The sequence below is a fragment of the Pseudoalteromonas sp. FUC4 genome, assembly GCF_008370255.1.
Lineage (GTDB): Bacteria > Pseudomonadota > Gammaproteobacteria > Enterobacterales > Alteromonadaceae > Pseudoalteromonas.
The window spans coordinates 144,293-158,800 of the sequence record NZ_SEUI01000005.1 but is presented as its reverse complement, the minus strand read 5'-3'; the positions used below and the strand labels follow the sequence as shown (position 1 = coordinate 158,800).

13 protein-coding genes are annotated in these 14,508 nt (G+C 40.7%); 5 read left to right on the top strand and 8 right to left on the bottom strand.

The features are described 5' to 3' along the window. Nucleotides 1-231: 231 nt before the first annotated feature. From metH to EU510_RS15300, 4 genes are all read right to left on the bottom strand, one after another. On the bottom strand, nt 232-2,865 hold the full coding sequence (gene metH / locus EU510_RS15315; RefSeq protein ID WP_149594205.1) for a methionine synthase: 2,634 nt from the start codon (nt 2,863-2,865) through the stop codon (nt 232-234). Nucleotides 2,866-2,874: 9 nt separating this feature from the next. Further along, on the bottom strand, nt 2,875-3,948 hold the full coding sequence (locus EU510_RS15310; protein ID WP_149594204.1) for a homocysteine S-methyltransferase family protein: 1,074 nt from the start codon (nt 3,946-3,948) through the stop codon (nt 2,875-2,877). Next, nucleotides 3,938-4,885, bottom strand: coding sequence for a homoserine O-succinyltransferase (gene metA / locus EU510_RS15305; protein ID WP_149594203.1), 948 nt, complete (start codon nt 4,883-4,885; stop codon nt 3,938-3,940). The genes EU510_RS15310 and metA overlap by 11 nt, the downstream gene beginning before the upstream one ends. 208 nt (nt 4,886-5,093) lie before the next feature. Next, a complete protein-coding gene (locus EU510_RS15300) occupies nt 5,094-5,747 on the bottom strand; it encodes a porin family protein (RefSeq protein WP_149594202.1) in 654 nt (217 codons plus the stop codon). Nucleotides 5,748-6,080: 333 nt separating this feature from the next. Here EU510_RS15300 and ettA point away from each other — a divergent pair, with 333 nt between their 5' ends. The 5 genes from ettA (at nt 6,081) to EU510_RS15275 (ending at nt 10,546) form a co-directional block, all read left to right on the top strand. Next, nucleotides 6,081-7,754, top strand: coding sequence for an energy-dependent translational throttle protein EttA (gene ettA / locus EU510_RS15295; protein ID WP_149594201.1), 1,674 nt, complete (start codon nt 6,081-6,083; stop codon nt 7,752-7,754). Nucleotides 7,755-7,910: 156 nt separating this feature from the next. Then, a complete protein-coding gene (locus tag EU510_RS15290) occupies nt 7,911-8,276 on the top strand; it encodes a PilZ domain-containing protein (RefSeq protein ID WP_149594200.1) in 366 nt (121 codons plus the stop codon). Between the two features lie 53 nt (nt 8,277-8,329). Further along, a complete protein-coding gene (locus EU510_RS15285; protein WP_149594199.1) occupies nt 8,330-9,238 on the top strand; it encodes a histone deacetylase in 909 nt (302 codons plus the stop codon). A 62-nt stretch (nt 9,239-9,300) separates the two neighbouring features. Then, the gene (locus EU510_RS15280; protein WP_149594198.1) at nt 9,301-9,795 is read left to right on the top strand and encodes a TlpA family protein disulfide reductase; all 495 of its coding nucleotides are present in this window, start codon (nt 9,301-9,303) and stop codon (nt 9,793-9,795) included. An 85-nt stretch (nt 9,796-9,880) separates the two neighbouring features. Then, on the top strand, nt 9,881-10,546 hold the full coding sequence (locus EU510_RS15275) for a hypothetical protein (RefSeq protein ID WP_149594197.1): 666 nt from the start codon (nt 9,881-9,883) through the stop codon (nt 10,544-10,546). Nucleotides 10,547-10,647: 101 nt separating this feature from the next. On the opposite strand, the gene cyoE is transcribed toward EU510_RS15275, so the two are convergent. The 4 genes from cyoE to cyoB are packed head-to-tail and all read right to left on the bottom strand — an operon-like array spanning nt 10,648 to nt 14,506. Next, nucleotides 10,648-11,532 (bottom strand): heme o synthase, encoded by an 885-nt coding sequence (gene cyoE / locus EU510_RS15270; RefSeq protein WP_002958102.1) that lies wholly within the window; start codon nt 11,530-11,532, stop codon nt 10,648-10,650. Nucleotides 11,533-11,541: 9 nt separating this feature from the next. Beyond that, a complete protein-coding gene (gene cyoD, locus EU510_RS15265; protein ID WP_149594196.1) occupies nt 11,542-11,880 on the bottom strand; it encodes a cytochrome o ubiquinol oxidase subunit IV in 339 nt (112 codons plus the stop codon). After that, nucleotides 11,880-12,521 carry a cytochrome o ubiquinol oxidase subunit III gene (cyoC, locus tag EU510_RS15260; protein WP_149594195.1) on the bottom strand — a complete coding sequence of 214 codons (642 nt, stop codon included), beginning with the start codon at nt 12,519-12,521 and terminating at the stop codon, nt 11,880-11,882. Before cyoC ends, cyoD begins: the two co-directional genes overlap by 1 nt. After that, the gene (gene cyoB / locus EU510_RS15255) at nt 12,518-14,506 is read right to left on the bottom strand and encodes a cytochrome o ubiquinol oxidase subunit I (RefSeq protein ID WP_149594194.1); all 1,989 of its coding nucleotides are present in this window, start codon (nt 14,504-14,506) and stop codon (nt 12,518-12,520) included. Before cyoB ends, cyoC begins: the two co-directional genes overlap by 4 nt. Nucleotides 14,507-14,508: the final 2 nt, after the last annotated feature.

The window sequence follows — 14,508 nt, the reverse complement described above, 5'->3', positions numbered from 1 at the left end:
GATAAAGTATAAAAAGCTTATCAAATACCATTTGAGGGAGGCCTCAAAATGATTTCCATTTCTTCACTCAATAATTTCATTTAATAAACTTATTGTAAACAAGTAATTAACTAAATTAAAAAAAGATATTAGATAGTGCTTTGTAATAAAAAACGAGCCTAATTAGGCTCGTTTTTGTTTTACTGATAGCTGACAGCTAAAAACTGACCGCTTCAACCTTTGACTACTTCGCTATGATTCCGGATCATACCCCAAGTTAGGCGATAGCCATCTTTCAGCCTCTTCAAGCGTCATATTAGTTCGCTTAGCGTAGTCTTCTACCTGATCCTTTTGTACTGCGGCTACTGCGTAATATTTAGCTTCAGGGTGTGAGAAATACCAGCCCGAAACAGCAGCACCTGGCCACATGGCGTATGAGCTGGTGAGCTGCATACCAATGCGTTTTTCGGTATCGAGCAACTGCCAAATTTTCTTTTTCTCAGTATGCTCAGGGCACGCTGGGTAACCTGGCGCTGGGCGAATACCTTGGTAGTTTTCGCGTATTAGCTCATCGTTACCAAGGTTTTCGTCTGGAGCAAAACCCCAATACTCTTTACGTACTTTTTCGTGTAGGTATTCTGCAAACGCTTCGGCGAGCCTGTCAGCAACCGCTTTAACCATTATTTTGTTGTAGTCGTCTTGCTGTGCGTCAAACGCATTCGCTAAGTCGTCTTCTTCTAAGCCGCCCGTTACTGCAAACGCACCAAAATAGTCTGGTGTGCCTTTGGGTGCTATGTAGTCGGCTAGGCAGTAGTTAGCAAAGTCGGTTTTTTCGGTTTGCTGGCGTAAATGGCACGAAGTAGTTAATACTTCTTTGCGGGTTTCGTCGGTGTATATTTCTATGTCATCACCCACGCGGTTAGCCGGGAATAAACCAATTACACCCAGTGGTTGCAAACTGCCTGCTTTTTCAAGGTCGTCGAGCATATCATTAGCGTCTTTAAATAAGCTTTGTGCTTGCTCGCCTACTACTTCGTCGTTCATTATGCGCGGATATTTACCGGCAATTGACCACGTCATAAAGTATGGCGTCCAATCTATGTATTTACGCAAAGTCGCGATTGATACATTTTTAAACTCAGTCACGCCCAGCTTTTTAGGCACTGGTGGCGTGTAGTTATCCCAATCAAGCTTTGCTGCGTTATCGCGTGCGCGCTGTATTGTAACAGGCTTAGAGCGTGGTTTTTTACGCGCTTGTTGCTCGCGTACTTTTACATATTCAGCTTGTGTTTTAGCTAAAAAATCGGGTTTAAACTCTTTTGATAATAAGTTTGAAACCACACCCACCGCACGGCTGGCGTTATTTACATACACAACGCCTTTGTCATATTGCGGCTCAATTTTTACTGCTGTGTGCGCTTTAGAAGTAGTTGCACCACCAATTAGTAGCGGCAGTTCAAAACCACGGCGTTTCATTTCTTTTGCTACGTGCACCATTTCGTCAAGCGATGGGGTAATTAAACCCGAAAGGCCGATTATGTCGGCTTTTTCGTCGATGGCGGTTTGCAGTATTTTATCAGCCGGTACCATTACACCTAAATCAATAACTTCGTAGTTATTACACTGCAGTACCACGCCTACAATGTTTTTACCTATGTCGTGTACGTCGCCTTTTACGGTCGCCATCACTATTTTACCATTGGTTGAACCTTCTTCTTTTTCGGCTTCAATAAATGGGTCTAGGTAGGCTACGGCTCGTTTCATTACGCGCGCCGATTTAACCACTTGTGGTAAAAACATTTTACCTGCGCCAAATAAATCACCTACCACGTTCATGCCATCCATTAACGGCCCTTCAATTACGTGAATAGGTTTATCGGCAGCAGCGCGGCACTCTTCGGTATCTTCATCTATAAAGGTGGTAATGCCTTTCACAAGCGCGTGCTCAAGGCGTTTTTCTACAGGCCATGTGCGCCATTCTAAATCTTCTACTCGCTCGGCTTGTGCCATACCAGAGTATTTTGGTGCAAGCTCTACTAAACGCTCGCCGGCACCTGGGTCTGTGTTAAGTATTACGTCTTCAACGGCTTTACGAAGCTCTTCTGGTATATCGTCGTAAACGGCGAGTTGCCCTGCATTTACGATCCCCATATCCATACCCGCTTTTATGGCGTGATATAAAAATACCGAGTGAATAGCTTCACGTACTGGGTTATTACCTCTAAATGAAAACGATACATTTGACACCCCGCCCGACACTTTACAATGCGGTAAGTTTTGCTTAATGCGGCGTGTGCCTTCAATAAATTCTACTGCGTAGTTATCGTGCTCTTCTATACCGGTGGCTACGGCAAATATATTAGGATCGAATATAATATCTTCCGGCGGGAAGCCAATGTCTTCTACTAATATTTTGTAGCTACGTGCACATATTTCATATTTACGGTCTGCTGTATCAGCTTGCCCGTCAGTATCAAACGCCATGACAACGGCAGCTGCACCAAAACGTTTTATTATTTTAGCTTGGCGTTTAAACGGCTCTTCACCCTCTTTAAGCGATATTGAGTTAACAATAGCCTTACCTTGAATACACTTTAGGCCGGCTTCTATTACTTCCCATTTAGAGGAGTCGACCATAATGGGTACGCGTGAAATATCAGGCTCTGAGGCTATTAAGTTTAAAAACTTAACCATCGCGGCTTTTGAGTCCAACATGGCTTCGTCCATGTTTATATCAATAATCTGTGCGCCATTTTCTACTTGTTCGCGGGCCACTGTTAGCGCGGCTTCAAAGTCTTCTTCCATGATTAGGCGTTTAAACATGGCAGAACCGGTTACATTGGTACGCTCGCCGACATTAGTAAATACTGCTATTTGTTGGGTCATGTTGGCTCCTTAATTTAAGTTACAGGCTTCAAGACCCGATAAACGCATGCGTACTTCAAGCTCTGGCAGTTGGCGTGGTTTAACGCCCGCTAGACCTTTTGCAAAAGCCCGAATATGCGCAGGCGTGGTGCCACAGCATCCGCCTACAATATTAATAAAGCCCGATTTACCCCAATCGATAATTTCGGCTGCCATTTCAGGCGCTTCTAAGTCGTATTCACCAAATTCATTAGGCAAGCCCGCATTAGGGTGTACCGATGTAAATGTTTCGCATACGCGCGACAGCTCTTCTACGTATTGGCGAAGTAAATCAGGCCCAAGGGCGCAGTTAAGGCCAATTGAAATAGGTTTGATATGGCGAATAGAGTTATAAAATGCTTCGGTTGTTTGCCCCGAAAGCGTGCGGCCTGAAGCATCGGTAATAGTGCCCGAGATCATAACTGGTAATGTTCGCCCTGCTTGCTCAAACGCTTCTTCTACTGCGAATGAAGCGGCTTTTGCATTGAGGGTGTCGAATATGGTTTCAATAAGTATTAAATCAGCGCCACCTTCCATTAATGCAAGGGTAGACTCTACATACGCAGTAACCAGCTTATCAAACGTTACATTACGATAGCCTGGGTCGTTTACATCTGGCGAGATAGAACAGGTTTTTGATGTCGGCCCTAAAACACCCGCTACATAGCGTGGTTTTTCTGGCGTTTTAGCTGTAAATTCATCGCAAATTGCGCGTGCTAATTTAGCCGACTCTACGTTTATTTCACGGCTTAGGTTTGCCATGTCGTAATCTTCCATCGAAATAGTGGTCGAGTTAAACGTGTTGGTTTCAATAATATCGGCGCCCGCTGATAAAAAACCACGATGAATATCAGTGATTAAGTAGGGCTTGGTTAGGCTTAATAAATCGTTATTGCCTTTAATTAATACATGCCAGTCTTTAAAACGCTCTCCGCGATAGTCTTCTTCTTCTAGCTTATAATCTTGGATCATAGTGCCCATAGCGCCATCTAAAATTAAAATGCGTTCTTTTAATGCGGCACTTATTTCGGCTTGCTTGTTATTTGTAGGCGCGTTATTCGGCATAGTTGTTAGTCCTCACATCTTGGCTAACTAAATTAATATCATACGGTGTGGTTTGGTACACGTAGTAATTTAACCAGTTCGAAAAAAGTAAAAAAGCATGGCTTTGCCACGTTTTTGAAGGTTGTTTAGTTGCATCGTCATCCGGAAAGTAATTTTCGGGCTTTGGTGCATTAGGGCTTTTTTTACAATCGCGCTCGTACTCTGCTTTTAAGCTATCGGCGTCGTACTCTGGGTGGCCGGTTATAAACACTTGGCTACCTGATTTATTTTTAAGCAAGTAAGCACCTACTCTCTCAGAACCAGCCAGTACAACGAGTTCTTCACAGGCATTTATTTTATTTATATCAATATGGCCGTAGCGTGAGTGCGGTACTAAAAAGGTATCGTCGAAGCCACGAGTTAATGCACCGTGATCAAAGTAACACTGGTGGGTAAACACGCCACATAGTTTATCGTCTTTTAAATCGCGCTTTAATTTGTAACGGTGATATAACGCTGCATGCGCTGCCCAACACGAAAATAACGTAGAGGTAACGTGTTGCTCAGCCCAATCAATAATAACCTTTAGCTCATCCCAATACGCTACATCGTCGTACTCTAAATGCGCAAGTGGTGCGCCGGTTACTATTAATGCATCGTAATTGTTGTCTTTAACCTCAGAAAAATAACGGTAGAAGGTATCAAGGTGCTCTTCTGAATTGCTACTACTGCGGTGAGTATCTAGGCGCAGTAGTTCTACGTTTACTTGCAAAGGCGAATTGGCAAGTAAGCGAATAAACTGAACTTCGGTTTCTACTTTATTAGGCATTAAGTTTAAAATAGCTAAACGCATTGGGCGTATTTCTTGCGTTTTTGCACGTGTTTTTGGCATTACAAATACGTTTTCTTGGCGTAAACGTGCAATTGCCGGCAACTCGTCTTTTACTGTAATTGGCATACTTTACTCCTGCTCATAAAAACCGAAGCTTAATTATGAACTGAAAGTAAAAAATATCAACCTCTAGATGTATAGATGTCCAAATGAAATTTATTCATGATTTTTTAAGATTTACTAAAAGTTATAGATGAGGGGAATGCATTTATATTGAAGTACTTTGTTTTAGTGAATTGAAATAGCGCTACTAAAATCAGTAGCGCTATTATAATTAAAAACGATAATTTACAGATAAATTAAGTGCGTAAATATCGCCTTCATCTGTATCAAAATATTGGTATTCAGCGCTTATTTGCCAGCGTTGAGATAACCTATAGTCAATACCAGTGCCGTACGTTACACCGCCCTCATCATAGTTTTGCTCAGTGATTAATGAAGTATTTACCTGTGAATCTATATCAATTATTGATTCTGCAAGATTTCTTAAATCGCCTTCATTGTAACTTAATTTATTTCTGCCATAGCCACCAAATAAAAATACATCAGCGCGAGATGAAATGGGGTAATTAGCTTTTACAAATATGCTTGTTTGCAAATCAAGACTTGAGTCAATCTCGCTCTTAATAGGCTCTGAACTAAGCGAACCGTCCTGTGGGTTCTGAGTGTAAACGAGCCCGTTTAGTGGTGTTGATTCGTCATTTAACCCAAAACCTATACGCCCTTCTAATGCAAAGTAACGCGAAAACTGATATCCAAACCGCCCGTATAGCGTTGTAAACTGTATGCTATCGCTCTCGTATACATCAATTTGCGTAGACCCTATCCCTATTCCTTGGTAATAACCATTTACGTGGAGTGTGTCTGCTTGGCTCGAAAATGAGTATAAACCTAAAAGTAATGCCCCTAACTTAGTAACTGTTTTCATGTTCATTCCTTTAAACCTTTGTAATATTTAATAATGTGATGTTTAACAACAAACTAAGTGTAGCCTGCCTATATAACTTGCTTATACTTTACGGCTTGTAAATATACTGTACCAATTTTGTTAAAAATGAAATGTATTTGAACAATATAAAACAATAGATTACAGAATTTTACACAATAGAAATCCTGTAATAGTAGTGTTTTAAACGAGCAATCAACACAAAGTACCGCTTAGGTAAGCGTATTGTTCTATACAGCATTCGTTGACTGTTTCACCCGTCAGCCACTACAATACAACATTGAAATTTTTATTATTATTTGAAGGCTTTCCTCCATGGTTTTACCTGATAAATTTATATTCTCGATGAGTCGAGTATCTAAGGTTGTGCCACCTAAGCGCACTATCTTAAAAGATATTTCGTTACACTTTTTTCCTGGCGCTAAAATTGGTGTGCTTGGTTTAAACGGTTCTGGTAAATCTACGTTACTACGTATTATGGCCGGTGTTGACCAAGATTTTGAAGGTGATGCGCATCCTCAGCCTGGTACTAAAATTGGTTATTTACCGCAAGAACCTGTTTTAGACGAAAGCAAAACAGTGCGTGAAACTGTTGAAGAAGCTGTTGGCGAAGTTAAACACGCACTTAAACGTCTTGACGAAGTGTATAACGAATACGCCATGGAAGATGCTGACTTTGACGCACTTGCAAAAGAGCAAGGCGAGCTTGAAGCTGTTATTCAGGCGCACGATGGTCATAACATCGACAACGTTTTGGAACGCGCTGCTGATGCACTTCGCCTGCCAGAATGGGATGCTAAAATTGAGCACCTTTCAGGTGGTGAGCGTCGTCGTGTTGCTATATGTCGATTATTACTTGAAAAACCAGACATGCTTATTCTTGATGAACCTACTAACCACTTGGATGCTGAGTCGGTTGCATGGTTAGAGCGCTTCTTACACGATTACGAAGGCACTGTTGTGGCAGTAACGCATGACCGTTACTTCCTTGATAATGTAGCTGGCTGGATATTAGAGCTTGACCGTGGTGAAGGTATTCCATGGGAAGGTAACTACTCTTCTTGGCTTGAACAAAAAGATGCGCGCTTACAGCAAGAACAAAAATCTGAAAAAGCACGTCAAAAATCAATTGCACAAGAACTTGAATGGGTTCGTTCAAACCCTAAAGGTCGTCAAGCTAAGTCAAAAGCACGTATGGCTCAGTTTACTGAAATGCAGCAGTCTGATTACCAAAAACGTAACGAAACTAACGAGATGTTTATCCCACCTGGCCCACGTTTAGGTGACCAAGTGCTTGAAGTAACTAATCTTCGTAAGAGTTTTGGCGATCGCGTATTAATTGATGACTTAAACTTTAGCATGCCAAAAGGTGCCATTGTGGGCATTATTGGCGCGAATGGCGCGGGTAAATCAACGCTGTTTAAAATGATAAGCGGTGAGCAAACGCAAGACAGCGGTAACATCAGCGTTGGCGAAACAGTACACCTTGCGACAGTTGATCAGTTCCGCGACGGTATGGACGAAAGCAAAACTGTTTTCCAAGAAATATCAGACGGACAAGACGTACTGAAAATTGGTAATTTTGAGTTCCCAAGTCGAGCATATGTAAGTCGCTTTAACTTTAAAGGTAACGATCAACAAAAGTTTGTTAAAGACCTATCTGGTGGTGAGCGTAACCGCTTACACCTTGCTAAGTTATTAAAAGCTGGCGGCAATGTGTTACTACTCGATGAGCCAACCAATGACTTGGACGTTGAAACACTACGCGCACTGGAGAACGCTATTTTAGAGTTCCCTGGTTGTGTAATGTGTATCTCGCATGACCGTTGGTTCCTTGACCGTATTGCTACGCACATTTTAGATTACCGCGACGAAGGTCAAATTAACTTCTTTGATGGTAACTACACTGAATACGAAGAGTGGCTTAAAAAGACACTTGGTGCAGCAGCAACTGAACCTAAACGTATTAAGTACAAAAAAATTGGTTAATATTTACCGTAATTAATTTATTACAGTAATACTAAGCCCTGCATTTATGCGGGGCTTTTTTATACCACCAGCATTACAGGAACATATCCTGCTAGCATGTAGAGAATTACCCGCTATGCTTAATTTATTATAAAAACAGTAAGGCTAAATTAGGTTATGCAAAATCGTCGTCAGTTTTCTCGTGTGCTATTTTCAACTAACGCTCTGTTATGTTTTGATAGCCAACAGTATCCGTGTAAATTACTCGACCTATCGTTACATGGCGCGTTAATCACTAATTGTGATGCATTTATTGGCAGCCACAATACGCAAGCAATACTGCGTTTTACATTGCCTCAAAGCGATATAGAAATAAAAATGGAAGTAGTGATTTGCCATATTGAAGCCGATCATATTGGTTTAAAATGCCATCACATTGATATAGACAGTATTACTTATTTAAAGCGTTTAATAGAGCTAAACTTAGCCGATGATGAGCTACTGCATCGCGAATTAGCGTCACTTATTAATGACTCACAATAGACTCATTCTCTTAAGTTGATTACCATAGCGTAAACTTTATAAAGCTTGTAAATATGCGCTTAAATCCTCATTTGCCTTTGGTATACCATCCTAACTACTCGTTTAGCTTTGATCCTAAGCATCGCTTTGTAATGAGTAAATTTGCACATTTATATCAACATGTTGCAGAGCTTGGTTTAATCGGCAGTAACCTAGTTGAGCCAATATTAGGCACGCCAGAGCCGCTTGAACTTGTGCATTGCGATAATTATATCCACGATTTATGGCACAACCGCTTAGATGAAAAAGCAATGCGTCGCATTGGTCTACCTTGGTCAAAAGAGCTTATGGCACGTACATTTACAGCCCCTCAAGGTACTTTACAAACAGCCCGCTTAGCACTTAAACACGGTATAGCGTGTCATCTTGCTGGTGGTACACATCACGCACATAATGACTTTGGTTCAGGTTTTTGTATGGTTAACGATTTGGCCTTTACCACGCAAACTTTAATTCAATCGGGTGAGGTAACTAACGTACTTATTTTTGATTTAGACGTGCACCAAGGTGATGGCACAGCTGCAATGTTACAGCATCAACCCTATGCGTATACTTGCTCTATCCATTGTGAAAAAAACTTCCCCTTTAGAAAGTCAGCTAGCGATTTAGACATTGGCCTGGCAAATAATATGAAGGACGACGAATACCTTGCCATAGTTGACGAAACACTAAGTTATTTACTTAAAGAGCTAAACCCAAGCTTAGTACTTTACGATGCTGGCGTTGATATTTGGCAAGGTGATGGCTTGGGTAAGTTAGATATTAGCTGGGATGGCATAGCTAAACGTGATCATTTAGTGCTAAAACGCTGCCTTGAACACAATACACCTGTAGCTACAGTGATAGGTGGAGGTTACGATAGAGATCACCTTCGCCTAGCTAAGCGCCACGCTATTGTTGTTGAACAAGCGGCTAGCTTTTAGTTTGAAAGAAAAATGTTAAATTCCCGTTCCTATTTAATATGTAAAATAAAAACGAGCATATTATGAAACAGCTATTTATTACCATCACGCTAATTTTATTAAGCTTTACAGCTTACGCACAAGATACAAGCTCAGAAGCAACATACCCTAAGCTACCTACATTAAATTTACAAATGGCTGATGGGCCTGCTCTCAACACTCAAGATTTATTAGGTCAGCCTTACGTTTTACACTTTTGGGCAACATGGTGTCCGTACTGTAAAAAGCTGCAGCCAGCACTTCAAAAAATTGATGATATGGGCTTAAAAGTTATTGCCGTGAGCTTTAAAGAAGATGACGATGCAACTCCCGCTAAAGCACTTAGCGAAAGAGGTTATACTTTTAAAACAGCTGTAAAAGCCGATGCAATTGCACAGCAATTAGGTATACGAGGCACACCTACTACATTGTTTGTTAATAAAGAAGGTAATGTAATTTGGCTGACTAATACGTCAAATCCAGAGGACGCAAACCTACATTTAAAGGCACGAACATTGTTGCACTCAATACCTGAATAATAATATAGATCTAAATTTAGTTTAAAAATATAAGTAACATAAACTTTATACTACAATTTAAGCTCATAAATTAATTGAGATTATAATGCGCCTACTACTTACTTTATTACTAGTTACTTTAAGTGGCTTTGCTGTAGCAGAAGAAGAAAAAGCAGAACTTCCACCGGTAGACCCCGCTTACCATGCTGAACACCCAATGGCTTTGCTAAATCAGGGTTCTAGTATTTTTGCTATTAATTTACCAACGTATAAAGCACCACACGATGTGCAAGTAGTCTATAAAATAGAAAACCCTGATGTCGCTTTTCTAGAGCTAGTTCGTAACGCAGACCTTATTACTTTAAAGCCACAAGCTTTTAATATTCAGCATTTAATGCGCGGCGCAGAAATTACCATTACCGCCGATGTTTTTGATGGTGATTATAAGCAAGGTGGGAGCTTAATTTACTCAAACAGAGAAATTGTTATGAGTAAAAAACTCTACTCAAGAGAGTTAACAAATTTAACTAAATCATCACAGTGGCAAAACTACGACCTAATTACTTTAAAGGGAACTAAACGAATTTATATCCATAAAATTCAACAGGCTCCAAGTTATAATCATCTTATTTTTGTTGATTTAGTTAATGCGTGTATGCAAAAGCTTCGTACCTCAAAACGTGTCCCAGCTGAAAATGAGCTTACCTATAAATTTATTAACTGCGGTACGCTTAAGCCACTTTATTACAACGCTGATAATTTTAAAAAGTAAAAGAGTGAGTATACGAATGTTCAATTATCTTAATATTTAGGCATAAAAAAAGGCTCTTTCGAGCCTTTGGATTAACTTTGGAATAGTTAAAAATTTTTAAATTAGGTAAGCGTTAATAGCTGTGGAGCAACGCTATGGTAGTCAACAGCCATAGCAATGCTTAACGCTGTAATATTAATAATTGAAAATGCGAACACTTTACGTGCCCAGCTGCTCATATCAATATTACGACGATAACCACGCAATGCCATTAGCAACCACCAAAAGCTGGTAATACACGCCACAGCCATAAAAGCAGCCCCTGTGTAGCCAGTAATTGGCAGTAACATCACCACTAATGCGTATACAGCAATATAAAGTACGATATGGCGCTTTGCTTTATCAATACCTTGCGCTACTGGTAATACAGGAATACCTGCAGCTTGATAATCTTTAAAGCGAAAAATAGCGATAGCGTAAGAGTGCGGCATTTGCCACAAGCTAAACATGACTAGCAGTATTAATGCGCCCATATCGAACTGCCCTGTCACGGCGCAGTAACCAACTACTGGCGGGACAGCGCCAGAAAGGCTACCTACAAAAGTGCCATATACTGAGTTGCGTTTCATGTAGAGGCTATAAACCCCTACATAAATTACGTAGCCAAAGGCTGCAAAAAATACCGCGGCTTGAGTGGTGTAGGCTATAAGTAAACCAAAGCCCACAACACCCAATAAAATACCGTGACTAAGTGCAGCAAAGGCCGACATTTCGCCTGTTACTGTTACTCGCGTACGAGTACGCGCCATGGCCACATCTATGTCTCTATCTATAACATTGTTGATAGCACAACCCGATGCAACTACTAGCGACAAACCAATTAATGTAGCAATCATTAACCATGGGTCTATATCACCGCGCGAGGCAAGTAAAAACCCGCCCGCTACGCTGATCAAATTGCCCATAATAATACCCGGCTTTGTCACTGATAAATAACGACGAAACATCTTCAACTCCTAGTACATCATCATTGCGTTAGATTCATAAATGATCCAAACAGATAACCCAACAACCATTACGATGATCAGAGCACTGAATAGGAATGAGAAAGTACTTGCTCGGCCATCTTCGGTCGTAAAATTAAGGTGTAAAAAGTATTTTAAATGCACCCAAACTTGTACGATTGCTAAAGTAACAATGCTCCAAAGCGTTGTTACTTTTGAGAAGTCACCTTCCATTACCATGTAAAACGGTATAGCAGTTAAAATTACCGATAGCACAAAGCCAATTAAGTAAGTTTTAACACTGCCATGAGATTCATCATGGTGCTCAGCATGTGTTTCGCTGTGGCTCATTACATTGCTCCCATTAAATAAACAACGGTAAATACACAAATCCAGACAATGTCTAAGAAGTGCCAAAATAGGCTTAAGCAGCTCAAACGCGTTACGGTTGCTTTACCTAAGCCACGTTTAGCAACTTCAATCATCATTATGGTCATCCAAATTAGACCCGCAGTTACATGTAAACCATGTAGGCCAACTAATGAGAAAAATGATGTTAAAAAAGCACTTTGTTGTGGGCCATGGCCATGCACAATTAGGTGATGAAATTCGTATACTTCCATACCAATAAACACAGCACCTAAACAAAACGTAACAAATAACCAAGTCAGTGTTAGTGCCTTTTTTTGCCCTTGAGCGGCAATCATGGCAAAACCAAAGGTAATACTACTAATAAGTAGTGCAGCAGTTTCTACTGCTACAAAGTCGAGCTCAAAAATATCTTTACCCGATACACCACCGGCAGTGTTCATAAAAAGCACTGCGTAGGTGGCAAAAAACGAGGCAAATAATAGGCAATCGGTCATTAGGTATAACCAAAAGCCAAATATCGTGTCACCCGAAGTATCGTGGTGATCATGCGCGTGGGCATGATCATCGTGTGATACAGAGTCTAAATTTGCTGATTCTAAATTTGCAGAAAGTGTACTCACGCTTTTAGCTCCTTAATGCCACTTGAATTATATGCAGCTTCAGTGCGTGCAATTTCATCAGGTTGTATATAGTAATCTACATCGCTGGTGTAACAACGTTTGATAAATATGGCAATTCCGCCTACTAGCCCAACAACAGCTAACCACCAAATATGCCAAATCATTGCAAAACAAAATACTGTTAAGCTTGCTGCCATTAACACGCCAGCTGATGTGTTTTTAGGCATATGAATAGGGCTGTAGTTTGCCTTATCTTGATATGCTTGACCTTTTTCTTTCATGTCGGTCCATGCATCAATATCATCAATATGTGGAATTGTTGCAAAGTTATAAATTTGCGGAGGTGAACTTGTAGCCCACTCAAGTGTGTGGCCGTTCCACGGATCGCCTGTTGTATCGTCAAGCGCTTCACGGTCTCTAAAGCTCACATATAATTGAATTACCTGGCTGATAATACCAAACATAATAATTACAGCACCGCCTGCGGCAATGTATAACCATATGTTCCAATCTGGGTTGTTAGTGTGGTTTAAGCGACGTGTCATACCTAAGAAACCAAGTACGTACAGCGGCATAAATGCTACAAAGAAACCAATAATCCAACACCAAAATGATGCTTTGCCCCATTTTTCATTAAGTTTAAAGCCCATTGCTTTAGGGAACCAAAATACAAAACCGGCCAGGTAACCAAACACAGCACCACCAATAATTGTGTTATGAAAATGTGCAATTAAGAATAAGCTGTTATGCAGTACATAATCGGCGCCAGGAATAGCAAGTAATACACCGGTCATACCGCCTACGGTAAAGGTAACCATAAAGCCAAGTGTCCAAAGTACCGGTACGCTAATACGTAAACGACCTCGGTAAATGGTAAATAACCAGTTAAATAACTTAACCCCAGTTGGTACGGCAATGACCATGGTCATTACCCCAAAAAACGCATTAACGTTAGCACTCGAGCCCATCGTAAAGAAGTGATGTAGCCAAACAATAAAACCTAAAATTGAGATTGCACCGCTGGCGTAAACCATCGACTTATAACCAAATAAACGTTTACCGGCAAAGGTCGAAATAATTTCAGAAAAAATACCAAACGCTGGTAATACTAATATGTATACCTCAGGATGACCCCATGCCCAAAACAGGTTGATGTACATCATGGCGTTACCGCCCAATTCATTGGTAAAGAAGTGGAAGTCGAGATAACGGTCAAGCGTTAGCATTGCAAGTACAGCAGTTAAAATTGGGAATGATGCTGCAATTAATATGTTTGCCCATGTACATGCCCATGTGAAAATTGGCATTTTCATTAGGGTCATACCTGGTGCACGCATTTTAAACACGGTAGCTAAAAAGTTTACGGCTGTTAGAAGTGTACCGAGCCCGGATATTTGCAAGGCCCAAATATAATAATCAACCCCCACCCCAGGGCTAAAGGTCAGCTCCGAAAGCGGCGGATATGCCACCCAACCTGTTTTTGCAAACTCACCAAACACAAGTGATAAGTTAATTAAAATTGCACCACTGGCTGTAAACCAAAAACTTAAATTATTTAAAAATGGGAAAGCAACATCGCGAGCACCTATTTGAAGTGGTAATACAATGTTCATTAGACCAATCATAAATGGCATTGCCATAAATATGATCATGATTACGCCGTGGGCAGTAAATATTTGGTCGTAGTGTTCTGGTGGTAAATAACCTGGCGCACCACTGGTAGCAAGTGCCAACTGCGCACGCATCATTATTGCATCAGAAAAACCACGAAACAGCATTATTAGTGCTAAAAGAATATACATTACGCCTAAGCGTTTGTGATCAACAGACGTGATCCAGTCGCGCCAAAGCACGCCCCATTTTTTATACTTTGTAATAAGCCCGGCAATAATAAGCCCAGCTATCGCAATAACCGACATCGTGAACACAAGAATTGGCTCATGAAACGGAATTGCGTCGAGTGAAAGATTACCTAATAACGACATTA

What these genes read in the sequence shown, in the direction of transcription:
- metH (WP_149594205.1), bottom strand. Translation starts at nt 2,865, where the DNA reads ATGACCCAACAAATAGCAGTATTTACTAATGTCGGCGAGCGTACCAAT.
- EU510_RS15310 (WP_149594204.1), bottom strand. Translation starts at nt 3,948, where the DNA reads ATGCCGAATAACGCGCCTACAAATAACAAGCAAGCCGAAATAAGTGCC.
- metA (WP_149594203.1), bottom strand. Translation starts at nt 4,885, where the DNA reads ATGCCAATTACAGTAAAAGACGAGTTGCCGGCAATTGCACGTTTACGC.
- EU510_RS15300 (WP_149594202.1), bottom strand. Translation starts at nt 5,747, where the DNA reads ATGAAAACAGTTACTAAGTTAGGGGCATTACTTTTAGGTTTATACTCA.
- ettA (WP_149594201.1), top strand. Translation starts at nt 6,081, where the DNA reads ATGGTTTTACCTGATAAATTTATATTCTCGATGAGTCGAGTATCTAAG.
- EU510_RS15290 (WP_149594200.1), top strand. Translation starts at nt 7,911, where the DNA reads ATGCAAAATCGTCGTCAGTTTTCTCGTGTGCTATTTTCAACTAACGCT.
- EU510_RS15285 (WP_149594199.1), top strand. Translation starts at nt 8,330, where the DNA reads ATGCGCTTAAATCCTCATTTGCCTTTGGTATACCATCCTAACTACTCG.
- EU510_RS15280 (WP_149594198.1), top strand. Translation starts at nt 9,301, where the DNA reads ATGAAACAGCTATTTATTACCATCACGCTAATTTTATTAAGCTTTACA.
- EU510_RS15275 (WP_149594197.1), top strand. Translation starts at nt 9,881, where the DNA reads ATGCGCCTACTACTTACTTTATTACTAGTTACTTTAAGTGGCTTTGCT.
- cyoE (WP_002958102.1), bottom strand. Translation starts at nt 11,532, where the DNA reads ATGTTTCGTCGTTATTTATCAGTGACAAAGCCGGGTATTATTATGGGC.
- cyoD (WP_149594196.1), bottom strand. Translation starts at nt 11,880, where the DNA reads ATGAGCCACAGCGAAACACATGCTGAGCACCATGATGAATCTCATGGC.
- cyoB (WP_149594194.1), bottom strand. Translation starts at nt 14,506, where the DNA reads ATGTCGTTATTAGGTAATCTTTCACTCGACGCAATTCCGTTTCATGAG.